We start from the raw sequence: 26,295 nt of genomic DNA, 5'->3' as shown, positions 1-26,295 counted from the left end.
GATTCCAAAACCGGATACTTCTTAACGAAGTTAAGTCGAAGCGAATCGAAGATTCGCTGTCGAAGCAAATTTCAAAGAAATTCGCTGACTCACAAAAATTCGAAGAATTTTTGTCGAGACTCACAAAAACCTTTGGTTTTTGTCGAGAAGTATATTTTAGTCAAGTTTTATGTCAGATGGTGTTAAATTTGTTATGCACCTGACTATAATTAATAGATAGTAAATCACATCTACAGGCAAGATGTGGAACATATGGCCCCCGGTGATACAATGAAATTCTTAATATTGGATGGATATACGGACGAACCTGCTGGTTTAGGAGTTCCCCCTTACATAGGAACATATCCAAGATATGTAGCAGGAGCTCTCTATAAATTTAAACACGATGTTCATTATATAACTATCGATAAACTTAGAGAAGAAATTAAGAAAGGTTATGATTTTAATAGATTTGATGCAGTAATCGCAATTTGCGGGTTCCATACCCCTGGAAAATATTTAAATGCCAATCCTGCCACTCTTAGGGAAATTGTATCGATTTTATACAATTTTAAAGGTATTAAAATACTTGGAGGACCTGTGGCAACTAAATTCGGTTCTTCAGCAGAAGGAGGGAAAATAGAGGACGAAGATAGGTTGAAGTACTTCTTTGATGTCATAGCTGAAGGGGATATTGAAGCTGTTTTATACGATTTATTGGGTAATGGATTTAACTTAGAAAACGTAGATCCACAGAGAAAAAGAAATTATGACGAATTGAGGGAGTTTGCAAACATTGGTGCAAGAATTGTAAAACAGCATCCAAACTATCCATATATTATAGCAGAGATAGAAACCTATAGGGGATGTTCAAGAGCTCTAGGTAACGGATGCAGTTTTTGTACAGAGCCCCGAAGGTTCGGAGCTCCAAAGTATAGGGAACCCGAGGATATTGTGGAGGAGGTTAAGAATCTTTACAATTTAGGCATAGAGTACTTTAGAATCGGAAGACAGCCTTGCATGTTTTCTTACAAATCTCTGGAAGGAGCTGATGAAGAAGTACCAAAGCCAAATGTTGTTGAAATTGAAAGGCTGTTTAAAGGTATTCAAAACGTTTCAAACCCTAAAGTTCTACACATAGACAATGCCAACCCTGCAGTTATTGCAAGGCATGAAGAAGAAAGTAGGGAAGTGGCTAAAATACTGGTAAGATACTGTACTGGAGGAAATATAGCTGCTTTTGGTGTAGAAAGCTTTGATGAAAAAGTTATTAAAAAGAATAATTTACTTACAACCCCTGAGGACGTTTTAAAGGCCGTTAAAATACTCAATGAAATTGGAGGAAACAGAAGTCCTACAGGTTTACCTTATCTCTTACCCGGGATAAATCTATTGTTCGGACTCAAAGGCGAAACCAAGGAGACCTTTGAAATAAACTACAACTATTTAAAAGAGATATATGATTCTGGCTTTATGATAAGGAGGATAAACATTAGGCAAGTAGTTCCGTTTTTTGGAACTGAATTGACCATAAAAGATGTTAAAAAAGCGAAAAAAAGGAAAAACTTATTTTTAAGCTTTAAGGAAAAAATAAGAAATGAAATTGACAATCCAATGTTAAAAAGGATGGTACCAAAGGGAACGATTTTAAAAGATGTATTTATTGAAGTCGAAAAAGAGAATTTATATTTTGGAAGACAGTTTGGGACCTATCCAATTCTTATAGGCATACCTAAAAAAGATGATTCATCTATAAAGGTTGGAGAATTTAGAGATGTAAAAATTACAGGTTACGGTAGGAGATCCATAACAGGCGAAGTATAGTGGTGTGCATTACTTACTTAACTAATAAATACGGTTAAATTTTATTTAAACATAAAATATACTGTTAAATTGAAATATGAGTTTATTTATTATGGCTATTTATTTTAATGTATTATTGGCTTATTTAAAATTGCATACTACTATATAATTGATTAACGATTCCTAAATAAAACAAATTTCGCAACCTCCTTTACAACATCGACTATCTTTTTTGTTGTAATATATGAAGTTGCATCAGGATGGTATTCAATAGTCACGTATTCTTCAACTATCTTAGCACCTTTTTTTGCAAGCTGTAGTGCTATAAGATGTTCTACACTATATCCATCTCCAAAATAAGCGTCTTTTAGAAAACTGCTTTTGATTATCCTAAACCCACATTGTATGTCCCTAAATATGTAAGGCCTTCTAGAGTAAAAAGAAACAGTTAATGACATAATAATACTTGCTACAAAATTGGATATCTGCCTATGAAACGGTATATGGTTATATTTCCTAATTCCAAAAACAGCATCTGCATTTTTTTCTTTTAGTTTTTTAAACATCTTTGGTATATCTTCTGGCTTGTGTTGATGGTCTCCATCCATATAAACTATATATTCGTAGTTTAAATCCAGAGCAAGTTTTGTACCGTCTTTTAGTGCACTTGACTTACCTTGATTTTTATCCTTGAATATGGTATATATTTTATTGTTATTTTCGTTGTTTTTTATGAACTCCTCAACTAATTTCCTTGTCTTATCTACACTGCCGTCGTCTACCACTATTGAATCTATGTTTAAATCACTTAACTCTTTTAGAACTCTTATTATATTCTTTTCTTCATTGTATGCCGGAATAACTACGATCATGTTATCACAGTAATCATTTAACCAAATAAAATAGAAAAAGATAGGATCAAAAATTACTAATTAGGATTCATAGACATACATAATAATTAGACCCAGTAGGATCCCCGCAATTAGTCCACTGATTATATAGTATATATCATTTAAGGTTATTATTTCTCCTTTATCTTCTTTTACATTAGTTTTTGATAAAACAACGTCTGTAGAATTACCACCGGATCCGCAGGTGTTGAATGGTTTAGTTTCATTTTTAGTTTTCGAATAGTTGCGCGAAAAGCTTTCAGACTTTCCGTAAGACATTGTGGCATTAGTTTCATTGATCTCTTCATAAGTATTTTGGATCTCTGAATTGTTTAATATTATGGTATTATTCTTAACAACATTTTCGGTTGTTTCGGCTCTTTTGGATATTGCTTCTATTTGAAAGAGCTCCACGGAATTTATTGAAGAGTTAATTATAGTATAGGAGGTAGATACCATAATAGATTGATTGCCTAACTCGGTAACTTTACCTTCAAATACCCAAAGTATTTTTTGACCCTCATCGATATGGCTCACATTTACGGAATTATTCCCAAATTGGACGCCATTTGAATATATATTTAAGCTAAAATTATGAATGTTAACTGGTGATTCCCATTGGTATATCACATAAACACTACCATTTACAGGAACCTCTTCTGGAACTACATATGTGGATCCATGAACAGTAGTCACTAAAAAAAACAGGAGTAATAAAATAGATAATCCTCTCATTCAAAATCCCCCGTTCATTTTCAATCGTTTAAGTCTTTCATTTAACTTACTGACCTCCTCTTTGGTAAGTCTTGTAGAATCCTTAATTCCATCCATTTCCTTCTTTAATTGAACTACCTTAAAGAAAAGTATTACATTCAGCAAAAGACTTATAAGGACTATAACAAGTATTACATTATAATCTATCATCTTTTCCTCCCCCCGAATAAACCCTTAATGAATTTTTTAATAAATGATTCTTGTTCCTTTTTCTCAGGGATATACTCTTTACCAGTTAGTTTAGCTGCTATTTCCATAATCGCAATTGAAGCGGGAGAATCTTTATATCTCAAAACAATAGGTTCTCCAAAAGCAGCACTCCTTCTAACGTTTGGATCTTCGGGTATTATGCCAATTATTGGGATCTCTAAAATGGTTTCAATTGCTTTTGCACTGATTTCTGAGCTATCTTCAGTAACTCTGTTTATTATTGCCCCTAAAACACTTGTTTCCATTCTATTTGCAATAGCTACAACCTTTAAAGCGTCGGAAATAGATGAAATTTCTGGGTTCACTACAACTATTAGATGTTCAGCGGCAGAAATTGCAGTTAATCCCTCCTTTCCAATACCTGCCGGACAGTCAATAAGTAAAATGTCCCCTTTTTGATCCAATTCTGCTAAAACTTCCATTAATTTTTCAGGTTTTGCCTTTTTAAACCCGTCTAATGACACTCCTGCAGGAACTACTTTCACGCCACCTGGGCCGTTATATATCGCATCGTTAATATCCGCACTACCGGAAAGAACGTCATTTAATGTTACAGGCATTCCTTCTATGCCCATTATTAACTCCAAATTGGCCATGGCGATATCGGCGTCAATTACTATCACTTCCTTACCAAAAATGGAAAGTGCCACAGCTAAGTTAGCAGAAATAGTTGTTTTACCAGTGCCCCCCTTTCCTGAGGCAATTGCAATGGTAATCGCCATGATTTCACCTTACCCTCATAACACAATTGTGATAAATATAATGTATTCAACAACGTATAATTTTTATGGTATATATTACCTTTTATGAAAATATCTAAACTAATTCAGACATACTGTGCAGTATTGATAAATATCGGTCTTCTATTCTATCTACAAGTTTTAGTTGATAGTTATGGGTTTTTAATACTACTATTGTATTGTTTATATCATGTTTCTTTTGAATAATGGTTGTAGAGCTCTCGATTTCATTTAATTTATCCTCCACCATATCCACCATATAGTCTGGTATTACCTCTACTACCATAAAATCCTGTCCAACTTTGCTGGATACATATGAAACATCGTTAGAAATAGGAAATCCCAAATCTTCAACTATCTTTTTTATGAATTCAGAACTTGTTCTTACTTTAATATTAATATTGCTGATCTTTTTCTTTAGATTTTGAGATTTAAGTTTTATTTCTAAATCTTTTTCTTTTAGATAAGATATGCTTTTGTCTATCTTTTCAGGATTTCCGACCTTTAATTCTTTAAGGTTTTCTAAACTTTCAATCAAATCTAAAAATGTTGCAGATTTTATTTCTATTATTTTCGAATTTGGATTTAATTTTTTAACTTTTTGGGCGTATCCTTTAGATATGATCAATATATCACAGTTACAGGATTCATTATATGGATTTACTATCTTATAAGAATCTATTCCCGCCAAATCAGCTATTTCATAGTACATTTTTGTTATCCCGATCATAAAGTTACCTCAAAACCTTTTCAAGTTTTTCTACGGCACCTATAATGTCATTATCCCCAACCCCTATGGCTGCATTAATGACAATATAGTTGTATGGGTACTCACCTAGATAACAATTTCCAAATCTATCGGTCTTTCTTACGCCCCTAGGGCCTGTAACCCTTAGATTATATAGTTTAGCCGCAATATCTATCGGATCGCTTTTTACAGTTATGCATGATGATATCGGACTTTCCACATCTAAAACTTTATTATTGGTTTTTTCTGCCAGTTCAGCTAGTAAGTCATCCAATAGTTTCTTACTTTCCTTCTGTTTTTTCATGAGCTCTTTGTATTTATCAATACCCAATGACAGCATAGATACCAATGTGTTTACAATAGGTGTTGCACAAGCCCTGCCAGGATAAGAAAGTGAGATTTCTTTTAAAAACTCTTTGTCTTTTGAATAAACAATTCCTCCACCTATTGGTGTAAAAAGATTCTTATCCGAAGAGCTCACTACTGCATCGATTCTATGCTTTAAACCTTTTTTCAATTTTTCCATGTAAAAACTATTTTGAATAGCATAGGCCCCATTTACAATGTGGGGGACGTCGTATTCTTCACATATTTTACCTATTTCTTCAATATTGTCGCTATCTCTTGGTGGAAAGAAAGTTAGCGTACTAAATACACAGGGCCTATTGTTCTCACTTATTTCTTTTTTTACTGCATCTTCAATATCTCCAACATCTACTTTTACCCTATCTCCATATAGTTGGGTTTCCACCAATCTCATTCTAAGTCCAATATACGATGTGGATTTTATAGGGCTTTTATGGGCCGCATATGGATATATAACAACATTAGAACCATATTTTTTTCTAGCTGCACTTAAACAAAGGGATAACGACATTCCAGTAGCTACAGGTGTTGCTATTGTATCAACATTTAACCCGAAATTTTTTAAAAAACTTTTTAGAATTTTATTTGTAAGTGAGTACATTATACTTGCTCCAGGAGCCTTTGGTTGTGGATCAATTAAACTTCCACTCCTTCCAACCCCATGAGAAAAACCAGAAACCAATTCCTCTTGGATTTTTGAAACTATCCTAGCTTCCCTTTCCCCGATCCTTACTGATTTTGGATCCTTATTGGTATCCATCATTGATAGTATTTTTAAAAATAACCTTATTTTTTCTTCATCCATACCCTTTTTAGGCACCTTTCTTTGGTTGAATATCTCTTCTATTTCTTTTAGATTATCCTTTAAAACCAATTCTCCCCTTTTTTCCATATTAGTTGGAATTAATCCCTGAAAATTTAAGTTAAACATAATATCACATTTTAATTTTATAGTTTTTGAGACGATAAAGTACATAACGTTATTGATTAATGGATATATTACCTATCAATAAATGAAACGAATTAAACAATTATATATTTTATATCCCGCATAACACTAATAACACTAAATAACACTTAATATGTTTTAGTACAAAATACAGATATGGTAATTTGTAATTGAATTTATTGATAATAAATTCATTGAAAAATATTATTAAAAATATATTATATTGTTGTATTGATTTATAGGAGATGGATTATATATCTGTAATTAGTAGTATCTATCTAAATGATTAAATAGATTTTAGTTAGATTTAGTCATTAAGGTTTATCATAAAAACAACTACATACGTACAATATTATAGTTTTATAAATTTTTAGGTGAGACTCTATGTTATTTATAGCCTTTGCACCGTATGGGGCATTTGCTCTGGAATCTGAAGATCCGAAAAACGGAGACTACAGTATCGAGGATTTAAAATATTATAAAATATTCGAAGAAGGGGAAATCCCTGAAATAATGCGTGATTTAAGAAAAGGAAACTTTGAAATTGTCGAAGAGCTCAAAAAAGAGTGGAATGTAGAAGATAAAGAAATGGCGGTGGAACTATCCAGTAGCGAACCCAATATTGCTGGAAGGTTAATAAGAAAAAATCTTTATGAATTAGGGGCAAAATTTGGAGTTTTCAGCAGTCATGAGGAATTTATTGAAAAAATGAATTCATGGTCACTGGGACTTACAAAATCCCTAATGAAAAAGTCCTCTGAACAGAAGGATAAGCTTGTAATTCAAACAGTTAATGCTTTGGATAACTTAGATGAGACGCTCAATCTATTTTCTGAGAGGTTGAGGGAGTGGTATTCATTATACTTCCCTGAAATGGATAAGCTGGTAAAAAAACACGAAATATATATCAATTTAGTGTCTGACTTCAGTTACAGAGACAATTTTACCAGAACACGATTAAAAAAGACCTTACCATCAAATCTTGCAAGAACTTTGGCACTTGCTGCAAAAGAATCTATGGGCGCTGAGATATCTGAAGAGGATCTTCAAGTTTTAAAGAGTCTTGCAGAAGAAGTAAAAAGGCTTTATGAATATAGGGAAAACCTTCAAAAATACTTAGAGTCTGCAATGGAAGAAGTGGCCCCTAATTTAACGGCTGTTGGGGGGGCATCATTAGGTGCAAGATTGATAAGTTTAGCAGGCGGAATAGACAGACTTTCAAAACTTCCTGCATCTACAATACAGGTTATTGGGGCAGAAAAGGCATTATTTGCCCATTTAAGGGAACATGCAAATCCACCTAAACATGGTGTAATTTACCAACATCCTTTGATTCAATCATCCAAATGGTGGGTGCATGGTAAAATAGCAAGAGCTCTGGCATGTAAACTTTCAATTGCAGTTAGAGCTGATGTTTATGGACACTACATTGCAGAAGATCTGATGGAACAGTTAAATAAAAGAGTCAAGGAAATAGCTGAAAAATATCCAAATCCACCAAAGAAGAAGAAAGCTGGTAAAAGAGAACCTAAAAAAGCAGAAGGTGGCAGAAGGAAAGAAGGAAAAGGAAAAGGGAACAAAGGTAAAAGAGAAAGAAAAGGCAGTAAAAAAGACAGGGCCCCTAAAGAAAAAGGAAGACCTAAAGGAACTGGGAAAAAAGACAAAAAATCAAAACCTGAAAGACCTAAAGAAGATGTAAAAAAGAAAAAAGTTAAAATGGAAAGAAAAGTTATTGGAAAAACATCTTCCCAAAATTAATTATTACTTCAATAGCATTAAAATTCCAACAACAACTATTATTATCCCAGAAATTTTATCTAGCAAAATTAATTTATCTTTTTTTATCAAAATATCCTTTATCTTTTGAGCAATTAACGCATATCCAAATAGTACGAACATAATTACAAAAACCGCAGTAAATAAGACTAAAACTATGTCAGACGTTGTTAAATACTTCAAATCTAAAAATAAAGGTAAAATACTCAGATAGAAGAGAATTACCTTAGGATTAGTGATGGAAACAAAAAATCCAGTGCAAAAGTTTTTACTTTTTGTAAACTCAATATTTTCAAATGCCTGCGGTGAAGAAAATACTTTAATTCCAAGATAGATTAAATACATACTCCCAATAAATTTAACTAAATATACAATATTTTCAAACCTTTGAGATATAACTAACCATCCGAAAATGGCAAAAAGTAAATATATAATATCCCCTAAACTAATTCCAAGTGCTGTTATAAATGCTCCTGTTTTTCCCGACTGAATGGCCACTGAAGTTACCAAAAAAGTTCCAGCGCCAGGAATTGCTACAAAAATGGCCATAATGGCTATAAAATTCAATAAATCTGATATATTCATAATACCTCAATGTTAGCGTTGTTATAATGTATTATTTATATTAATAAATTATTATTTATATATTTGGTGGAAATATGGAAAAAATAAAGATAAAAGAGATATTTGAAAATATATACGAAGTCGATTTAGGGGATGGATTAAAAAGAATTGCCACAAAATCCTTAGTTCCGTCCAAAAGGGTTTATGGAGAAAAATTAATTAATGTTGATGGAACAGAATATAGAATCTGGAATCCAAACAAGAGTAAAATGGGAGCTGCCATTATAAATGGTTTGAAAAACGTCCCAATAAAGAGAAATACAAAGGTCCTTTATCTCGGAGCTTCTGCAGGTACCACCCCATCTCATGTTGCAGACATAACCGAAACTTCACCGGTTTACTCTGTAGAATTTGCCCCAAGAATTATGAGGGAGTTTTTAGAGGTATGTAATGACAGAAAAAATTTAATTCCGATATTGGGGGATGCAAATAAGCCTAACGAATATTCAAATATAGTTGAAGAAGTCGATGTACTTTATGAGGATGTTGCCCAGCCAAATCAGGCTGAAATTCTGGTAAAAAACGCAGAATGGTTTTTAAAAGAAAATGGCTATGGTATGATATCCATAAAAGCCAGAAGTATCGACGTAACAAAAAATCCAAAGGAGATATTTGAAGAACAAAAACAGATTTTAACAGATGGCGGCTTTAAAATTTTAGAAACAGTCAATATAGAACCATTTGAAAAAGACCACGTTATGTTTGTGGGAGTTTGGAAGGGAAAATAACCTCGTCTTGCCGATCTTGTTAAGAATAGCCATTATATTTTATTTATTCTATTTTTTAAGTTATATTTACACTTTTGAGGTGATTGTATGAAAATTGATCCTAACTTGATAGACAGATGGGATAAAGAGTATATTTGGCATCCATATACACAGATGAAAGAATATGAAAATTCAAAGAATTTAATAATTGAAAAAGGTGAAGGGAATTATTTAATCGATATCCATGGTAAAAAATATTTGGATGCAGTTTCTTCAATATGGTGCAACATGTTTGGACATGGTGAAAAGAGAATTATCGATGCCATAAAAAATCAGACTGAAAAAATTTGTCATTCAACACTTTTAGGATGTGGGAATGTCCCTTCAGCGGTTTTAGCAAAAAAATTGGTAGATATTACACCAGAACATCTTAAAAAAGTATTTTATTCAGAAGATGGTGCCGAAGCTGTAGAGATTGCCGTTAAAATGGCATTTGAGTATTACCTGCTAAAAGAAGGAAAATCTAGTAAAAGAAACAAATTCATCTCTGTTAAGGAAGGCTACCATGGAGATACCATAGGAGCTATGAGTGTTGGGGGAAGCGAAACATTTCACGGATATTTTAAACCTCTGCTCTTTAAAGGATACTATGCAGAAACACCATACTGCTACAGGTGTAAACACCACAATTTCAAAGACACCGACGAAAGAAACGAAAAAGGCTGCGATATGAAATGCCTTGAAAACATGAAGGATTTAATTGAAAAACATAAGGATGAAGTATTTTGCGTAATATTCGAAGGAGGAATGATGGGGTCTGCTGGGATGATACCATATCCTGAAGGGTACATTGAAGAGGTTGCAAAAACCTGTAAGGAACACGATATAATATTTATACTCGATGAGGTGGCAACCTTTGGAAGAACTGGGAAACTATTGTATTCAGACAATGAAGAACTTAAAAAGTTAGAAAAACCAGATATAATATGTCTTGGAAAAGGAATAACTGGGGGATATTTGCCATTGGCAGTTACTATGACGACTGAGGAAATCTACAACGCATTTTTAGGAGATTTTGAAGAGTGTAAACAATTCTTCCATGGCCATACCTACACTGGAAATCAAATACTATGTTCTGCAGGAATTGCAACATTGGATATCATAGAACAGGATAAAATATTTGAAAAAATCCAGCCAAAAATAAAACTGTTCCATGAGGAACTGGAAAAACTCAAAGAACTGGAAAATGTAGGAGACATTAGGAAAAAAGGATTTATGGTTGGAATTGAACTTGTAAAGGACAAAAAAACAAAAGAACCTTATCCTTATGAATACAAAGCAGGATATAAAGTTGCAGAGATACTATTACAAAAGGGAATTTACATGAGGCCTATATTTAACACCATTATACTCGTTCCTCCTCTATCAATAACAGAAGATGAAATTAAATTCCTCTGTGAAAAGCTGTATGAAAGTATAGAGGAGTTTAGTAAACTCTAATTTTACCCATATTTGAATATTTTTGTTCAATATATTAAATTTATTCAAACAATTTATCTATCATATCGTTATCTATCTCAAATCTGAATTTTTTTGCTTTATATATTCTTTTTGCTCTAGCATCATCTAAAACTAAATCGCTCTCAACTAAATCGGCCTCCTCTAATTTCTTTAAGTGAGCATAAACAACAGGCCTGGACAAGTTAAGAGCTTTTGCCAGTTCATATATATTCCATGGTTTTTGATTTAGTAGATGTAATATTTTAATACGCATATTGTTTGACAGGGCATCACTTATTTTAATTATTTCATCTATTGAGTGCCGTCCCTTACTTTGTTCCTCATTAGGTCCTAAATTCATAAAAACCACAAAATATGTTATCCATCAAATAAAAAACCATTTTACTCAATTTCATCCCATTTTTTCTTCAATTCCTTTACAGTTTCTTTTATTTCTTCAACATCTTTTTCTATCTTTACCAGTCTTTCATTGTCTGAACTTGGCTTTTTGAATATTAAATATGCCAACAATGCAATAATTCCAATAAACAATAATGACACTATAAACATAACATCCCCTCCATAACCTCCAATCCCGCAATAATCTATAATATCTCGGCCATATTGGAACACATTCATCACCCAACTCACATATATTAATCCCAATTTGTTAGAGTAGTATCATTGGCCGACTTTATATAATTTTGGTAGCGCTATATGTAGATACCACAATACATTCGTTCTGCGAATGGAGGTTATAAAAACATAAGTTCAAAAAAACAGGTTAAATCAATCAGATAACTAGCATATATTGCAGAACATTTATATAAAAACACATTTAGTTAAATTGAGTGATATATTAAATAATGGGGAAGTTCTCCCCAAAAAATAGCATATTTTAATATTTACTAAGATATGGCTAAATTTTACTGGGTTTTGAACTACTCTCAACAACACCCTCTTTTTCCATGTTTGCTTCCATGTCTCCCCCTGGTGAATACCCATGCCAATAAAGCAATCCCAGCAATTAACAAGATTGTTGTAAGTATTGAATTCATAATATGGTCCCTTCTCGCATTTATTTAAATCATATATTAATATTCTAATGCCATTACGTTAATAGGTTAGTATTGTAGATAGTATCCCCTAGCAGGCCTTATATAATAGATCTAATCAATATGCCATCTTTCACATGCTTAAAAAATTATATGATAGTTAATAATTGTGGCACCATTGCGGACCGTGATTGTAACCATAATGACCCATATGACCCATTGGATATCCTCTTCCGTAAGATCCATAATTTGTCCAATCTAGGTACAGGTTACCTACATATTCTTCAAGGCTAGAGTATAACGGAACTACAACCCCCCACATTGTGAATCGAGGATCGCCTATTGTAAGCTCTTTTAAATCCACATTTTTCCAAAGTTTTCCCACTTCTTCATCATTGTATGTGATGGAGTAGTAAGTTGTATTTGTAGGGGAAGGTATTTCAACTAATGTAGCATTGTTTAAAATCTCTTGACTATTTTGTAGTATTTCAGTTATGCCATAGTTTGAATCATAGCCATAGCCCATAAAGGCTGAAACGCTTGATATAAGCACCGTTGCAAATATCAAGCCAGCAATTAATTTCTTCATTTTACCACCTGTTTTACTATTATTGTATATGTAGCAATTTAGCTACACATATACTTAGAAAAATAATGGTATATATGGTTTACTAAGTTGTGCAAAGTTAATCCACTATTGGTGATAATCTCTAAAAAATAGCCATAATCATTTTATAATATAATCACACGGGTGTTAGGTGTTCTTTATATGCGATCTTTATATAGGCAATAAAAGTTTGTCAAGAGTTCAGAAAGTTTTGGACTTGTCGTTCTGCGAATGGATGCCAAAATAAGTACAAATTTTCATTCAATATTTAAATAAAAATCTAATTTAAATTATGGAGTAATTAACATATATTATAGAAAAATTATACGATATAAGATATTATCAAAAGGCATGTTTTTCGATATGTTTTATAAGATCATCCACACTCTCAAACTTATGTGGATATTTCATATTTGGTCTTTTGATTATTATTGGGATAGCACCCGCTTCAAGAGCTCCAAGTACTTTTTCTTTTAACCCTCCACTATCCCCACTATTCTTTGTTATAATCACATCACAGTTGTAGTCTTGGATTAAATACCTGTTGAGCTCTTTTGAAAATATTCCCTGCATTGCAACAATATTCTTTGAAGGTAATAGCTCCAGACCTTCATTAACTGAAGTCGGGAGAATTCTTGCAATTGTTCTGTCTTTTCCTACTATATCTACGATTTTTTTCAGGTTTTTAATTCCTGCCATATAGAATATATTTTTTTTACTTAGTTCAACTGCTCTTTTTGCAGCTCCTTCAAAATCCTCAACATAAACAATATCGATATTATTGTTATGCCCAAATTTTTCCATATCAAACTTTTCATCTGGTCTTTCATACCTTATGTAATTGATATTTAGTTCTTTTGAGACTTCCATGGCGTTTTTACTCGCAACTACTGCAAATGGATGTGTGGCATCTATTAAAATGTTAATATTTCGGTCAAGTATTAGTTTTTTTAATTCTTCCTTATCCAAAGGCTTTGAAATTACTTCATCGGCATAGTTTCTTGCAATTCTTCCACCAAAATCTGTAGTCGTTGTGGTTATTATAAATAAATCTTTAAATTTTCTTTTAAGCTCTTCTGCTATTTTATTGGCATCACTTGTTCCGCCCATTATTAAAATCGTCGTCATAGTTTCACTTAGTTTCACATAAATTGTTTTTTAAAATAAAAATAATTAAAAAAAGAGTATTGTTTAGATAGTTATTTTGGGAATATTCCACTGCGGTTCATTATGGCATATTCATAGTAGGTGCTATTAACATGTGAGTTTTTAATTATTATCTCTGAGTCTTTGTGTTCGTCCCATTCTTCTACAGTAATACTGTCAACTTTTGAATTTTCTATTGTAATGAGGTTATGTTTTAATTTATATTTTTTAACATAGAGCTCTCCTACGTTTGAGTTAACAAATGTTATTTCTGCATCATCCAATTCTTTCTCAATTCTAAATGTTGTAATGTTTGAACCACTAAAGACGATATTTGCCTTATTTTTTATTTCTTTAGCCACTACAAAGTTTTTCACGTTTGAATTACTAAATGTCATTTTTATGCTTTTTACTTCATCATCAACTATCAGATCATCAATGTTTGAATTAATAAATTCCATTTCTCCGTCTATTTTTTTAGCAGTACATTTGGTAATATTTGATTGAATAAATTTTACATTACCTTTTATTTCTTTATTTACGTCGAAGTTTCCTACTTTGGTGTTATCAAATATTATATTTGAGCTACCATCTATTTTATCGTGCACATTAAATATGCCCACATATGAGTTGATAAAAGTTAGAGTCGCATGACCTCCTACTTTTTTGACATAGAACTCGCTTATTATTGATGAATCCATATTTAGTTCTGCATCGCCTTTTATTTCTTTAACATTGAATTCGCCTATTTTTGATGAATCTACGTTTATTTTTACATTACCATTTATTTTTTCTTCTTTTATCTCTTCTTCATCATCTTTTAACTTTAATTTACCTATTGTAAATTTACCTATTGAAGGTACTTTAACATCCAGTGATGCAAATTCTTTTTTTCCGCCGCCTCCTTTTACATTCACTACCAGTTCGTTAACCGTGAATAGATGACCCAGTGACAATTCCTCATTGCCTTTTAATTTAATGTGTCCTGAAATTGTACCATTGGCATTGTATAGATATTCTTTATTACTAGACTTATCTTTTTCGTCGTTATTTTTGTCTTCTGTATCTTTGTCATTATCATTATCTTTATCCGCACTATGGTTGTCTTTGTCATCATCTTTTTCTTTATCTTTATCATCATTCTCAGTATCCTTACTATAGTCGTCTTTATCATCTTCTTTATCATCTTCTTCTTTATCTTTCTTTTCTTTTTCAGGTATTTCTATATATCCTGAAATCCATATCCCATTAGGTATCTCATCTTTTGTTATTAATGCATGTGAATTACCAACTAGTTCTATGTATAAACTTCCTTCCCCTAACTCGTAAACATCCTTATCTCCATCTTTATCCTTATCTTTTGTTTCATTTTTTAGTAGATCCTCAAGGTCCTTTTCATTGTCCTTATCATATCCTCCGGTATTTTTTCCACTGTGATCATTGTAGACAAAACTTCCACCAGTGGCAAATGCTCCTAATGTCGTGTATTTAATATCAGTAGTAGTATTACTTTCAAAACTGACTTTAGACATTTCAGTAGCCACAACTGCAGCCCCAAGCATTACAACTAACATTAGTATAAATAATTCTAATGATGTCTGTCCTCTTTTAAAAGAGAGTTTGAACATAGTTCCACCCCATATCTAATATTCTCGTATATGTGTTTGTCAATATATTAATTTGTACGGCATATTATTAATATATATGGATTTATAATTAGCTCATCAAATACATGTATTAAAATATAATTCTCATGATGTGAATTATTTAAAAAATCAGGTAAAAAAGTTATTATTTGTTATTTTTAAGTTACATATTAAATAACTTAATAATGATTTTATTCCAGGAGTTTTTTGTAATCACAGGCGCTTTTTTTCGGGTTTTCACTTTGATATATGGATCTACCAACTATTATATAATCATCATCGTCTAAAATCTTTATAACTTCTTCTGGGCTTCCCCCCTGAGCTCCGACCCCCGGAGAAATTATGGGTATATCTCCAACTAGATTTTTTATCTCTTTTAATCTCTCTGGACGTGTTGAAGGAGCTACAATTCCATCTACTTTTAATTCCTTTGCCATCCTAGCCAGTTCATTTGCAATAGGCTGTATAAACTGTACAGCACCAGGGTGTGACATTTCAGTTACAACTATGACTTTTTTTGAGCTCCCAGTTTCTTTAAACTTCTCCGCAACTTTCTGAATAGCTTCAACACTTTCTGCCCCAACAAACCCATGGCAAATTATCCCATCAGCATATCTTAAAGTTAATTCTGCGATTTTTTCATTTGTTGGAGGTATGTCTGCAACTTTGAAATCACAAATAACTTCTTTTCCAGTTAATTCCTTAATTTCTTTCACAATATCTAAACCTGTTGCCAACACAAGAGGATACCCTATTTTAATGGCATCAACATATTCAGAAGTTTCTTTTGCAATATTTAGAGCTCCTTTTTTATCCATAACATCAAGAGCAAGCATCAGTTTTACCATAAATATATCACCCATAATTAAGTATATAAATGATTAATACTACCATTAACTATAAAAACATAAACGAAAAACTATTTTTTAGTTTATTTTTAGTTTCAAGATTGCTATCATTTTATCTTGATTTTCTTCAAGCGACGCGAGGAAGCTAAACAATTGGTGGCTTTGTAGCTCCCAATCTTTATTGGTGATTTTGAAAATCCAAAAGGATTTTCAAGGCATTAAGATTAATAACAGAAGGTGAAAACTATGCAAAAAAAATACCAAGGACCTCAACAACCAACGAGGGTTAGGACTCCAAGACAGGATCAGAATGAAATTCTTGGGATGATCGAACAAATGTTAGGTGCAAGTAGAGTTAGAGTAAGATGTATGGATGGAAAACTCAGAATGGGAAGAATTCCTGGAAAGTTAAAAAGAAAAATATGGGTTAGAGAAGGAGATATCGTAATTGTAGTACCTTGGGAAGTTCAAAGTGACGAAAAGTGTGACATAGTATGGAGATACACAAAAGGACAGGTTGAATGGTTAAGGAGAAAAGGCTACTTAGATTTCACATATTAAGTGATTATTATGGATAAGGATGTGAATAAGGATTCCTTAAATTTAGACCCAAAATCTAACAATGACTATATTTCAAAAAGAGAAAAACAGTTGGATGCTGAATTTCAAAAAAAAATAGTGGAAAGAAAAAAGAAATTTTTGGAAGAATTAAAGACTGAAAACGAAGTATTCGACAACAGGACTCTTCTAAATATTTATAGCCTATTAACTGGAAAGCATATTGATGAATTTTCAGGTATAATAAACTCTGGAAAAGAAGCGGTAGTTTTTAAGGCAAAGAAAGGAAACGAATATTTTGCCGTGAAGATATATCGAGTATCCAACTGTGATTTTAAAACCATGTGGAAGTATATTCAAGGAGATCCAAGATTTCACTTAAGAAAAAGTAGTACAAGGCAAATCATAAAGGCATGGGTAGAAAAAGAATATAGAAACCTAATGAGAGCCTTAGAACATATAAATACTCCCGAACCGATTTTAAGAAGGGAAAACGTACTACTTATGGAGTTTATTGGAGAAAGTGGTACTCCCGCACCTCGATTAAAGGATGTTAAAGTCAATTACAATGAATTTTATGAGCTCATAAGGGAAGATCTAAAAACACTTTATCAAGATGCTCAGCTGGTTCACGGAGACCTGTCTGAGTACAACATACTTGTGAAGGATGATGAACCTGTATATATAGACTTTTCCCAAGGCGTTATAACTCAACATCCTCTCTCCAAATCCCTGCTTATTAGGGATGTCAAAAATATCTGCAATTTTTTTAAGAGAAAAGGAGTAAAGTGCGACTACAGGGAGCTCTACAAATATGTTACTGGAGAAGAGCTCAGTATTATCGACGAAGAAATGGCAAATATCTATTAATGGCCAATTAATTTGTCGTCTGCGAATGAGCTCTATGAAAATAAGTTAAATTTAACGTTAAAATATTTAACAAACTTTAAATTTAATTTAAAGACTCTATTGTGTGTAATATAATTGTATGTAGAATGAATATATATTTTTCTTTTTTAAAATAAAATAATTATTTATAAATTTAATTTTATATCTATTTACGGTGAAATAATATGTATGGAAATGTGGAAGTTGTAAAAATTCCAAAGAATAGAATAGCAATATTAATAGGAAAAGGCGGAGAAACAAAAAAAGGAATAGAGGAAAAACTTGGTGTTGAACTTGATATAGGGGACGATGGTGAAGTTACAATATTTTCAACGGAAAAACAGGAAGACGCCTTAGCTACATGGAAAGCTAGGGATATTGTAAAAGCAGTTGGAAGAGGATTCAACCCTGAAAAGGCTTTAAAGTTAGTCTCTGATCAATATTTACTTGAAATAATAGACATAACTGAATACGCAACATCAGACAGCGCAATTAAAAGGTTAAAAGGAAGGGTTATTGGCAGTGGAGGAAAATCAAGAAAATATATTGAAGACTTAACCGGAACTGATCTTTCGATATTTGGGAAAACTGTGGCAATACTTGGTGAATTTGAATCTGTCCAGACTGCAAAAGAAGCAGTTGAAATGATACTGAGAGGAACCTCCCACGCTAAAATGTACAAATATCTTGAAAGACAGAGACAGAAAATAAAAAGAAAAGAACTAGAACTCTGGAAAAAATAATTAACCAGTATAATTTATTTTTCCTTTCTCATTTCTTTTATCTTTTTTATAAGAAGTCCCTGTTCACTTTTTTTAGTTTTGAATTTATTTTCCTTCGTTTTTTCTTCATCTTCCGGTTTTAACAGTTTTAAGATTGGTAACTTCATGTCCATGTCGAATTTTTTACCTAAAAATCTTTTTCCGATTACATATAGTTCTGCACTCTCATCTCTCGAAGCTTTAGGCTTTGTGGTGTAAACCTTTTCAAAATAATTTTTTACAAGTTTTACATACTGGTCAAATAAATCGCCCTGAAAAACTTTAACTGTGAAATTTCCACCAGTTTTCAGTAGTTTTGTAGCAGTCATTAAAGCCATTGTTGTTAATTCTATTGACCTAGTATGATCCACATCCCAAACCCCGCTTATGTTTGGTGAAGCATCACAGATAACCACATCAGGGTCAGAGCTTAATAAACTCCTTAATTTTTCAAGTGTTTCATCTTTGGTCATATCCCCTTTTATGGTTTTTACATTTTCATAGGGGAGAGGTTTCACACTTTGTAAATCCACCCCTACTACAAAACCTTTTTCTCCTACGATTTCCCTTGCAATTTGTAACCATCCGCCTGGAGCACACCCTAAATCAACTACAACATTGCCTTCTTTAATTATTTTAAACTTGCTGTTTAATTGAAACAGTTTGTATGATGCCCTTGACCGATACTTGTTTTTCTTTGCTAAGTTGTAGTAATAATCTTTCTTTCTTTGTAAAATCCATCTTTTATCTTTTTTTCCCATATTGAATCATAACCTCCATATACTAAATTATAAAGTCCTTATCTCATAAATGATATACCATAAAATATACTTAAAATATACTTAGCTAGACTTGACTAGTTCAAAAATAAGCATGTTAGGCCAAATACATTAAAAAGAAAAATATAAAAACTTCTCTATTTTTTAGAGCTCTTCAAAATGTATTAAATCAGAATAGTTCATAGTTTTATGTAATGCATTAATTTCAATTGGAACTCCTCTTTTTTTAATAAGGACCAGTGGATTTATCCCACCAACTGTTGTGAATCCAATCATACCTTTTTCAACCCTCACGCCAGAAATATCATTATTTGGCCTTCCAATTTCAATTATTCCATTCCATTCCAATTTTTCATTCAGTTGAGCTATATGATCTTTGGCAGACATTGGGGCCTCCCTTATCCCTGCCAGTATATTTTTCTCTCCATCTGTTTTATTGAAGAATACTTCGTGAGGGTCTAATGAAGTACCTCTGTAGGCAATAACATCTATAAACCTATTACCTTTACCACTTCTGAGCTCTAGAACTCCACCATAGCACGGTATTACAGGAATTTCATTTTTTAATATTATACCATCTATTGTTAGTGAACATAGCGTATGTATAAATATTTGCCCGTCTTTTGTTTCTATCCCTACCCTATCCGATATTGTCAGTTTCTTTTCGTAACTTTCCCTCAATGCATCAAAAACTTCTTTTTTATATTTTTTATCGACACATCCTGTGTTTACAATTATATCTCCTTTTTTCTCCTCTATATCGTAGGTCACTCTCTCCATTAAAGATAACATTTTTGATAAGACAGGTTTTACAGCACGTTTTCCTTTTTTACATACTGGTTCAAGGTATTTTTTATTTCTCCTCTCCATCGAAACCAGATTTTTTAATTTAGTAGCTGCTGCGTTTATTTCCATCTTATAACCTTTTTCAATAGGGATACATAAAGGCGTTAAACCACCTACAAGAGCAACTCCAATTTCTTCTTCGTTAATGTTCAAACCAAGTACGTTTTCTTCCCCATATGCCAGTACACAGTTTAAAAGATCTTTTTTTAGGAGGTTCTCAAATTTTTCTTTTGTTGAACTAGGAATTACCCTAAAATTGGCAGGTAAATATCCTTCTCCATTTTCAATTATCCCAAGTACATCAGTTTTATCCTGTGTAATGAATGCTACAAGGGGATCAATTGAAGAATCCCTATAATCAATTACTCCTTCAAAGTGTACTGGTTCGTAATCTTCAAATTTAACAATCCCTCCATATCTGGGGAGTGGAATAATACCATTTTTTAATAAAAAGTTGTCAAATGTAATGCTGCACAGGGTTTCTACCTCTACAAGTCCACCTTTATTTTGGATATTTAAGTAATCCCCCACTGAAAAACCATTTTCAAAGGATTTTAATATTAAATTCTTGATAGTCTTATAATCCCCTTCAAAAGTTGCAGTATTTACAATTATTTTAACTGGGAAGTTTGAAAGGTAAAGATTTTCCATGATCTGGGAAAATATTGAACCCATCCTATAGGATATGTTTGCCTTTTCGAGCTCTTCAATACCTTTTTCAGTTATCATCCTTCCAGAATATCCCAACTTTTTAGTAAGGTTTTTTTCATCTAAGATCTGGAGATGATACCTTACAGCTCGTTCCCCTATATTGTAACCTCTATTCTTTAGTTCATTGGCAATTATTTTAGCTCCCGTAGGTTCCTTAGATTCTAGCAGGATATTCAATATCTCCACTAGTTTTTCATCCAAATCCTGATTCATTTAATCACCTTAAAGTCCGTAAATAATAATTTGAAAATAAAAAGGAAGTATTGGGAGATGACCTATATTAAATCTTTTTCTTAAGATGCCTGTACCCTGATGAAAGTAATGCAGCACCAACTGCACCAATATGTTGTGAATAAGGCGGAACTACTATTTTTGTACCAAGAATTTCTTCTAAAGCAAGCACCATACCTTTCAACAAACTACTTCCTCCAACAAGTATAACTGGATCTCTAACATCCACTTCTTGTAACTGTTGTTCGTAAATTTGTTCTGCAACTGAGTGTGCTGCAGCCGCGGCAACGTCTTTAGCGTGAGAACCTCCTGCCAAAGCTGTAACTAAATCCTGTATACCAAATACAATACAGTAGCTGTTCATCATAACATTCTTCCAGTTTCCTTCAGCAGCTAAATCCCCTAACTCCTGTATTGAAACTCCCAATCTTCTCGCAGTTATTTCAAAGAATCTACCGCTTGCTCCTGCACAAATACCTCCCATTGTAAAGTTGTCGGGGATTGCATTATTTAATGAGATTGCTTTGTTATCCATACCGCCAATATCAATAACTGTTGCTTCTCCATCCTGTTTATCTGCTAAAAACGCAGCACCTTTTGAGTTAACCGTTAATTCTTCCTGTATAAGGTCTGCGTTGAAGTATTCCCCAAGTGTGTGCCTTCCATAGCCAGTAGTTCCTATTGTTTCAATATCTTCCATTTTTAAGCCTGCTTCTTTTAATGCAGCATCTACAGCTTCTTTTGCCGACTCTACAACGTCTTTTGTATAAACCCATCCTTTTCCAACAACCTCGTTATCTTGCATTATTATGGCCTTAGTTGTTGTAGAACCGCTGTCTATACCTAAACTTATACCTTCCTGTTTTTTTCTTGCTAAAAGTGATTTTTTATCAACAATAGTTACAAGAGCTTCCATCCTAGTCAACAATTCTGGAGCTTTTGTTCTCTCTGTAAAAGAGTACATAACCACAGGTAAATCTGTGTTCTGTTGGAGTAATCTCCTTACTTCGTTTCTAACTAACGCTCCTTCAGCACATCTAAAACAGGTTGAAATAAAAACTGCATCAGCATCGGTGTTTCCTTCTATAATCGACATAGCCCTTGCAAACATTAATTTTAAGTTTGCAGAACCTACCTCAAATCCTAAATGTTCCTCTACTTTATCAATATATTCCAAATCAACTTCAGGGAAAACTATTTCCCCACCAACTGCGGTAGCAGCTTTTTCTATTTCTTTTTGAACACCGCTGTACTCTGCTCCACAAGTTAATTCAGCTATTTTTACTACCATAACAGTCACCAATGTAATTCGATCCGATATAATAATCCAGTGTATAATATAGGTAATGGGTATAATCTTAGTAATTGCAAAATACTGAAATTATATAAGTTTATTTATATTAACCTTACTTCAAATATTTATTTCTAAGTATATAAGTTAAATCGTTCTAGTTGAGAACATGTGAAGTGAGATTTTATTTTAGAACCAGTAATACATATACATATATTTTAACTATTGACATATGTTTTAACATACGTTACATGTATATACTTAACATTTAATATATATGATGATTATATATGTTCTGTTTCTTTTTGCAATAACTAAGTTATATATACTTAAATTTAGGCTATACTAAGTAGGCAATAATAAATAAAAAATGAAAAACATGTAAAAATAGAAAACAATGGATAATGATGAAAAGAGGGTTATCTGATACTATGATGATACTTACCCGAGCTGAATCCATCTTTTTTTAATAGTTTAAACTGAATTTTAAAACTCAATAAATTCTTGCACCCTGAAAGTCAAAATTCTATTTGATTAAAATTAGGAAAGTGTAAATAATATATTGATGTTTCATATATTATTGGGACTTTTAATACATATCAAACATTAATAATAGATATAAATATGTATCGAGGGAAAAAATGGAAATGCAGAAGGAATACTCCATTGAAATGGAAAAAGAAGTGCAAAAAAAATGGGAAAATAACAAAATTTACAAATTCATGAATGACGAAAAAAGACCGCCATATATAATCGATACACCACCTCCATATCCAACCGGAAGGATGCACCTAGGTCATGGCTTAAACTGGACCTATATGGATATTATAGCTAGATTTAAGAGAATGAATGGTTATGACGTTTTGTTTCCGCAAGGTTGGGATTGTCACGGGCTTCCAACAGAGGTTAAAGTCGAAGAAATTAACAACATAACAAAATCCGATATTGATAGGCACGAATTTAGAAGACTATGTGTTGAACTAACAGAGGAAAACATTGAAAAAATGAGAAACCAGGTTAAATCATTGGGTATCTCCATAGACTGGGATAGGGAATATATTACAATGACTCCTGAGTACGTTAAAAAGTCTCAGACAGCATTCGTAAGAATGTACAAAGATGGTTTAATTTACAGAGGCAAACACCCTGTAAACTGGTGTCCAAGATGTCAAACTGCCATAGCCTTTGCAGAGGTAGAGTACAAGGAAAGAACCTCAAAATTAAATTACATTAAGTTCCCATACATGGAAAACGAAGAAAAATATTTAACAATAGCCACATCAAGACCTGAATTAATGGCTGCGTGTGTCGGTATTGTCGTACACCCTGAGGATGAAAGATACAAGGATGTAATTGGCAAAAAAGTAAAAGTTCCTTTATTTAACCAAGAAGTTACCGTTTATCCAGATGAAGATGTTGAAAAGGAATTTGGTACTGGAGTAGTTATGGTCTGTACATTTGGGGATAAGACCGACGTTGTATGGGTAAATAGACATGGATTAGAAATTAAAAAGGCCATTGACGAAAAAGGGGAATTAACAGAAATATGTGGAAAATACTCAGGAATGAAGTCGGAAGAAGCCAGAGGAAAAATAATCGAAGATTTAAAATGTGAAGGATACTTAATTAAACAGGAACCTTTGGAACAAAACGTTGGTGTATGCTGGAGATGTAAAACACCTATCGAAATCATAGTTGGAGATCAGTGGTTTGTAAATGTTAAAAAGTTGCTTCCTGAATCTGAAAAAGTAACCAACGAACTTAACTGGGTACCTGAACACATGAAAACAAGACTTTTAAACTGGATTAAGGATATGGATTGGGACTGGTGTATCAGTAGGCAGAGATTGTTCGCAACACCTATCCCTGTATGGTACTGTCCAAAATGTGGGGAAGTTATTGTGGCAAAAGAGGAAGATTTACCACTAGATCCTACAAAGGAATCACCATATACTTGTAAATGTGGAAATAGCGATTTAATTCCAGAAACTGATGTTTTAGATACATGGATGGATTCTTCAATAACACCTATGGTTATAGCAGGATGGCTTGAAGATGAGGAATTCTTTAAAAAACACTACCCTGTTCAGCTCAGACCACAGGGCCACGACATCATAAGAACCTGGGCATTTTACACAATAATAAAATCCATTGCACTAACCGGGGAAAAACCTTGGGATGAAATAGTAATTAACGGAATGGTATTTGGTGAAGATGGACATAAAATGAGTAAAAGTAGGGGAAACGTTGTTGAACCAGGGGAAATCACCAAAGAGTATGGTGCAGATGCACTTAGACTTTGGGCTGCAAACAGTACCATTGGAAACGATGTTCCATTTGCATGGAAGGAAGTTGACTACGGGTACAGGTTCTTGAGGAAATTCTGGAATGCTGCAAGATTTGCAAAGATGAACATAGATGATGAAGTTATTGAAAAACTTAAGACAATGGAAGATGCAAGTGCAAATATAGAAAACCCTGTTGATTTATGGATTTTAAGTAAATTGAACAGACTAATTAAGAGAGTTACAGAGGATTTAGAAAATTACAGGTTCAATACAGTTGTTGAAATCCAAAAATTCGTATGGCATGAATTCTGTGATAACTATATTGAAATGGTAAAACACAGACTCTACAACAAAGAATCTACCGAAGAGGCACAGAAAGATAAATTAATGGCTCAATACACGCTATACAAAGTTATTACAGACTCTTTAAGATTAATAACTCCGTTTACACCACATTTCGCAGATATCGTTGGTGAAATATACAAAATGGACAATATACACACATCATGGTGTAGGGTCGATGAAAGCTTAATAAACGAAGAAAACGAATACATCGGTGAAGTGGCTAAAAACACAGTATCTTCACTAAGAAGATTCAAATCAAATAAAGGTATGCCTTTGAACTCAGAGCTCAGTAAAGTTGAAATATACGTCAGTGATGAAAAAGATTATAACGCTCTTTTAAAGGCCAAATGTGATGTAAAAGGGGCATTGAAAATAAAAGAGTTGGAAATAATACACGGAAAGCCTGCCCTTGAACAGAAGATAGTTGAGGTTGTGCCAAATAAATCTAAAATAGGTCCAGAATTCAAAAAAGATGCTGGAAAAGTCATGAACTTTATAAAAAACGCAGACGAAGAAACCATTGAAAAAATACTCAGTGAAGGTCTTAAGGTAGAGGATGAATTTGAAGCATTTTTAACCAAAGAACACATTAAAGATGTAAAAAGAGCGATATTCAACGAAGGAGAAGTAGTAGAAACTACGAGTATTGATGGATTAGTTGATACGTTAGCTATAATACATTAATTATTATTTATTTTTTAAAAGCGTAATTATAGGGGTGTGCAATTTTACAATTTAAGTTAAATTAAAAATTTATCCATTATAAATTTTTTTAAAATAGCTAAAATTAAAAAATAGTAATTTATTAAAAACAGAAAAAAGAGCATTAATTAAATTTATTGTCTTTTAGCTCTTTTCATTCTTCTAATTCTCTTTTTGTAGTGCTTCCATCTCATTTGTCCTTTCTTTTTCCATCTTCTTGAACTTCTTTTTATAGTACCACGCTCCTTTTTTCTTTTTATGGTTTAATATGTAATACTTTGCATCATCACGGCAAAGCCAAATCCCGAAGGGATTTATCTGAAAGCTTTTTTAAAGCTTTATCTCCAACCTTTAGAAATCGAAGCAAATTTCAAAGAAATTTGCTGTCGAAGCGAATCCTTTGGATTCGCTGACTCACAAAAATTCTTTGAATTTTTGTCGAGTCGAAGCGAATTTCAAAAAATTCGCTGACTTACGAAAACCTGAAAGGTTTTCGTTAAGACTCACGAAACCTTCGGTTTCGTCGA

At 32.8% G+C, this 26,295-nt stretch carries 24 protein-coding genes; 8 read left to right on the top strand and 16 right to left on the bottom strand.

Translation table 11 applies throughout. The annotated features are described in order from the left end of the window. Positions 1 to 270: 270 nt before the first annotated feature. Positions 271 to 1,803: a radical SAM protein gene (locus F555_RS0102370; protein WP_018153622.1), complete on the top strand. Its 1,533-nt coding sequence runs from the start codon at positions 271 to 273 to the stop codon at positions 1,801 to 1,803. Positions 1,804 to 1,955: 152 nt separating this feature from the next. On the opposite strand, the gene F555_RS0102365 is transcribed toward F555_RS0102370, so the two are convergent. The 6 genes from F555_RS0102365 to spcS all read right to left on the bottom strand — a co-directional run bounded on the left by F555_RS0102365 (position 1,956) and on the right by spcS (position 6,441). Continuing rightward, a complete protein-coding gene (locus F555_RS0102365) occupies positions 1,956 to 2,654 on the bottom strand; it encodes a glycosyltransferase family 2 protein (protein ID WP_018153621.1) in 699 nt (232 codons plus the stop codon). Positions 2,655 to 2,714: 60 nt separating this feature from the next. After that, positions 2,715 to 3,407 carry a hypothetical protein gene (locus F555_RS0102360; protein ID WP_018153620.1) on the bottom strand — a complete coding sequence of 231 codons (693 nt, stop codon included), beginning with the start codon at positions 3,405 to 3,407 and terminating at the stop codon, positions 2,715 to 2,717. Further along, positions 3,408 to 3,596, bottom strand: a complete 189-nt coding sequence (locus F555_RS0102355) for a hypothetical protein (RefSeq protein ID WP_018153619.1) — start codon at positions 3,594 to 3,596, stop codon at positions 3,408 to 3,410. Beyond that, positions 3,593 to 4,378, bottom strand: coding sequence for a cell division ATPase MinD (minD, locus tag F555_RS0102350; RefSeq protein ID WP_018153618.1), 786 nt, complete (start codon positions 4,376 to 4,378; stop codon positions 3,593 to 3,595). Before minD ends, F555_RS0102355 begins: the two co-directional genes overlap by 4 nt. A 94-nt stretch (positions 4,379 to 4,472) precedes the next feature. Then, on the bottom strand, positions 4,473 to 5,126 hold the full coding sequence (locus tag F555_RS0102345; protein ID WP_018153617.1) for a hypothetical protein: 654 nt from the start codon (positions 5,124 to 5,126) through the stop codon (positions 4,473 to 4,475). A 4-nt stretch (positions 5,127 to 5,130) separates the two neighbouring features. Next, positions 5,131 to 6,441 (bottom strand): O-phosphoseryl-tRNA(Sec) selenium transferase, encoded by a 1,311-nt coding sequence (gene spcS / locus F555_RS0102340; protein WP_018153616.1) that lies wholly within the window; start codon positions 6,439 to 6,441, stop codon positions 5,131 to 5,133. Positions 6,442 to 6,843: 402 nt separating this feature from the next. Here spcS and F555_RS0102335 point away from each other — a divergent pair, with 402 nt between their 5' ends. Further along, positions 6,844 to 8,217, top strand: a complete 1,374-nt coding sequence (locus tag F555_RS0102335) for a hypothetical protein (protein WP_018153615.1) — start codon at positions 6,844 to 6,846, stop codon at positions 8,215 to 8,217. Between the two features lie 3 nt (positions 8,218 to 8,220). On the opposite strand, the gene F555_RS0102330 is transcribed toward F555_RS0102335, so the two are convergent. Then, complete coding sequence (locus F555_RS0102330; protein WP_018153614.1) at positions 8,221 to 8,820, bottom strand: LysE family translocator; 600 nt, start codon at positions 8,818 to 8,820, stop codon at positions 8,221 to 8,223. A gap of 74 nt (positions 8,821 to 8,894) precedes the next feature. On the opposite strand from F555_RS0102330, the gene F555_RS0102325 reads away from it, so the two are divergent. After that, a complete protein-coding gene (locus F555_RS0102325; RefSeq protein WP_018153613.1) occupies positions 8,895 to 9,587 on the top strand; it encodes a fibrillarin-like rRNA/tRNA 2'-O-methyltransferase in 693 nt (230 codons plus the stop codon). 87 nt (positions 9,588 to 9,674) lie between these two features. Further along, entirely contained in the window at positions 9,675 to 11,066 is a 1,392-nt protein-coding gene (gene bioA / locus F555_RS0102320) for an adenosylmethionine--8-amino-7-oxononanoate transaminase (RefSeq protein WP_018153612.1), read from the top strand. 40 nt (positions 11,067 to 11,106) lie between these two features. Here the strand turns inward: bioA and F555_RS0102315 are convergent, their stop codons facing one another. The 6 genes from F555_RS0102315 to pyrF all read right to left on the bottom strand — a co-directional run bounded on the left by F555_RS0102315 (position 11,107) and on the right by pyrF (position 16,368). Continuing rightward, positions 11,107 to 11,427, bottom strand: a complete 321-nt coding sequence (locus F555_RS0102315) for an ArsR/SmtB family transcription factor (protein ID WP_018153611.1) — start codon at positions 11,425 to 11,427, stop codon at positions 11,107 to 11,109. Between the two features lie 41 nt (positions 11,428 to 11,468). Further along, complete coding sequence (locus F555_RS0102310; RefSeq protein WP_018153610.1) at positions 11,469 to 11,699, bottom strand: hypothetical protein; 231 nt, start codon at positions 11,697 to 11,699, stop codon at positions 11,469 to 11,471. Positions 11,700 to 12,281: 582 nt separating this feature from the next. Then, a complete protein-coding gene (locus tag F555_RS0102305; RefSeq protein ID WP_018153609.1) occupies positions 12,282 to 12,710 on the bottom strand; it encodes a hypothetical protein in 429 nt (142 codons plus the stop codon). A gap of 360 nt (positions 12,711 to 13,070) precedes the next feature. Then, a complete protein-coding gene (cobK, locus tag F555_RS0102300; RefSeq protein ID WP_018153608.1) occupies positions 13,071 to 13,856 on the bottom strand; it encodes a precorrin-6A reductase in 786 nt (261 codons plus the stop codon). Between the two features lie 71 nt (positions 13,857 to 13,927). Beyond that, positions 13,928 to 15,502: a hypothetical protein gene (locus tag F555_RS0102295; RefSeq protein ID WP_018153607.1), complete on the bottom strand. Its 1,575-nt coding sequence runs from the start codon at positions 15,500 to 15,502 to the stop codon at positions 13,928 to 13,930. Positions 15,503 to 15,711: 209 nt separating this feature from the next. After that, positions 15,712 to 16,368: an orotidine-5'-phosphate decarboxylase gene (pyrF, locus tag F555_RS0102290; protein WP_018153606.1), complete on the bottom strand. Its 657-nt coding sequence runs from the start codon at positions 16,366 to 16,368 to the stop codon at positions 15,712 to 15,714. 246 nt (positions 16,369 to 16,614) lie between these two features. On the opposite strand from pyrF, the gene eif1A reads away from it, so the two are divergent. The 3 genes from eif1A to F555_RS0102275 all read left to right on the top strand — a co-directional run bounded on the left by eif1A (position 16,615) and on the right by F555_RS0102275 (position 18,557). Then, the gene (gene eif1A, locus F555_RS0102285; RefSeq protein WP_018153605.1) at positions 16,615 to 16,929 is read left to right on the top strand and encodes a translation initiation factor eIF-1A; all 315 of its coding nucleotides are present in this window, start codon (positions 16,615 to 16,617) and stop codon (positions 16,927 to 16,929) included. Between the two features lie 9 nt (positions 16,930 to 16,938). Then, positions 16,939 to 17,796, top strand: coding sequence for a serine protein kinase RIO (locus F555_RS0102280; protein ID WP_018153604.1), 858 nt, complete (start codon positions 16,939 to 16,941; stop codon positions 17,794 to 17,796). A 203-nt stretch (positions 17,797 to 17,999) separates the two neighbouring features. Beyond that, complete coding sequence (locus F555_RS0102275) at positions 18,000 to 18,557, top strand: KH domain-containing protein (protein ID WP_018153603.1); 558 nt, start codon at positions 18,000 to 18,002, stop codon at positions 18,555 to 18,557. A gap of 14 nt (positions 18,558 to 18,571) precedes the next feature. On the opposite strand, the gene F555_RS0102270 is transcribed toward F555_RS0102275, so the two are convergent. The 3 genes from F555_RS0102270 to F555_RS0102260 form a co-directional block, all read right to left on the bottom strand. Further along, on the bottom strand, positions 18,572 to 19,336 hold the full coding sequence (locus tag F555_RS0102270) for an RlmE family RNA methyltransferase (RefSeq protein ID WP_018153602.1): 765 nt from the start codon (positions 19,334 to 19,336) through the stop codon (positions 18,572 to 18,574). Between the two features lie 162 nt (positions 19,337 to 19,498). Further along, complete coding sequence (locus tag F555_RS0102265; RefSeq protein WP_018153601.1) at positions 19,499 to 21,124, bottom strand: DUF128 domain-containing protein; 1,626 nt, start codon at positions 21,122 to 21,124, stop codon at positions 19,499 to 19,501. A 67-nt stretch (positions 21,125 to 21,191) separates the two neighbouring features. Further along, positions 21,192 to 22,433: a methanogenesis marker 15 protein gene (locus tag F555_RS0102260; protein ID WP_018153600.1), complete on the bottom strand. Its 1,242-nt coding sequence runs from the start codon at positions 22,431 to 22,433 to the stop codon at positions 21,192 to 21,194. 641 nt (positions 22,434 to 23,074) lie between these two features. Between F555_RS0102260 and F555_RS0102255 the strand changes: the two genes are divergently transcribed. Further along, positions 23,075 to 25,750, top strand: a complete 2,676-nt coding sequence (locus F555_RS0102255) for a valine--tRNA ligase (protein ID WP_018153599.1) — start codon at positions 23,075 to 23,077, stop codon at positions 25,748 to 25,750. Positions 25,751 to 26,295: the final 545 nt, after the last annotated feature.

Source organism: Methanothermococcus thermolithotrophicus DSM 2095, assembly GCF_000376965.1.
GTDB classification, from domain to species: domain Archaea; phylum AGJL01; class Methanococci; order Methanococcales; family Methanococcaceae; genus Methanothermococcus; species Methanothermococcus thermolithotrophicus.
Note: the sequence above shows the minus strand (reverse complement) of the source record. Positions and strands in the feature narration are given on the sequence as shown.

Bases quoted from the DNA above. Each gene is read 5' to 3' on its own strand.
- minD (WP_018153618.1), bottom strand. From the start codon at position 4,378: ATGGCGATTACCATTGCAATTGCCTCAGGAAAGGGGGGCACTGGTAAA.
- eif1A (WP_018153605.1), top strand. From the start codon at position 16,615: ATGCAAAAAAAATACCAAGGACCTCAACAACCAACGAGGGTTAGGACT.
- F555_RS0102315 (WP_018153611.1), bottom strand. From the start codon at position 11,427: ATGAATTTAGGACCTAATGAGGAACAAAGTAAGGGACGGCACTCAATA.
- F555_RS0102365 (WP_018153621.1), bottom strand. From the start codon at position 2,654: ATGATCGTAGTTATTCCGGCATACAATGAAGAAAAGAATATAATAAGA.
- F555_RS0102335 (WP_018153615.1), top strand. From the start codon at position 6,844: ATGTTATTTATAGCCTTTGCACCGTATGGGGCATTTGCTCTGGAATCT.
- F555_RS0102255 (WP_018153599.1), top strand. From the start codon at position 23,075: ATGGAAATGCAGAAGGAATACTCCATTGAAATGGAAAAAGAAGTGCAA.
- F555_RS0102275 (WP_018153603.1), top strand. From the start codon at position 18,000: ATGTATGGAAATGTGGAAGTTGTAAAAATTCCAAAGAATAGAATAGCA.
- F555_RS0102270 (WP_018153602.1), bottom strand. From the start codon at position 19,336: ATGGGAAAAAAAGATAAAAGATGGATTTTACAAAGAAAGAAAGATTAT.
- F555_RS0102360 (WP_018153620.1), bottom strand. From the start codon at position 3,407: ATGAGAGGATTATCTATTTTATTACTCCTGTTTTTTTTAGTGACTACT.
- bioA (WP_018153612.1), top strand. From the start codon at position 9,675: ATGAAAATTGATCCTAACTTGATAGACAGATGGGATAAAGAGTATATT.
- F555_RS0102280 (WP_018153604.1), top strand. From the start codon at position 16,939: ATGGATAAGGATGTGAATAAGGATTCCTTAAATTTAGACCCAAAATCT.
- F555_RS0102265 (WP_018153601.1), bottom strand. From the start codon at position 21,124: ATGAATCAGGATTTGGATGAAAAACTAGTGGAGATATTGAATATCCTG.
- F555_RS0102370 (WP_018153622.1), top strand. From the start codon at position 271: ATGAAATTCTTAATATTGGATGGATATACGGACGAACCTGCTGGTTTA.
- F555_RS0102260 (WP_018153600.1), bottom strand. From the start codon at position 22,433: ATGGTAGTAAAAATAGCTGAATTAACTTGTGGAGCAGAGTACAGCGGT.
- F555_RS0102325 (WP_018153613.1), top strand. From the start codon at position 8,895: ATGGAAAAAATAAAGATAAAAGAGATATTTGAAAATATATACGAAGTC.
- F555_RS0102305 (WP_018153609.1), bottom strand. From the start codon at position 12,710: ATGAAGAAATTAATTGCTGGCTTGATATTTGCAACGGTGCTTATATCA.
- spcS (WP_018153616.1), bottom strand. From the start codon at position 6,441: ATGTTTAACTTAAATTTTCAGGGATTAATTCCAACTAATATGGAAAAA.
- F555_RS0102295 (WP_018153607.1), bottom strand. From the start codon at position 15,502: ATGTTCAAACTCTCTTTTAAAAGAGGACAGACATCATTAGAATTATTT.
- pyrF (WP_018153606.1), bottom strand. From the start codon at position 16,368: ATGGTAAAACTGATGCTTGCTCTTGATGTTATGGATAAAAAAGGAGCT.
- F555_RS0102355 (WP_018153619.1), bottom strand. From the start codon at position 3,596: ATGATAGATTATAATGTAATACTTGTTATAGTCCTTATAAGTCTTTTG.
- F555_RS0102345 (WP_018153617.1), bottom strand. From the start codon at position 5,126: ATGATCGGGATAACAAAAATGTACTATGAAATAGCTGATTTGGCGGGA.
- F555_RS0102330 (WP_018153614.1), bottom strand. From the start codon at position 8,820: ATGAATATATCAGATTTATTGAATTTTATAGCCATTATGGCCATTTTT.
- cobK (WP_018153608.1), bottom strand. From the start codon at position 13,856: ATGACGACGATTTTAATAATGGGCGGAACAAGTGATGCCAATAAAATA.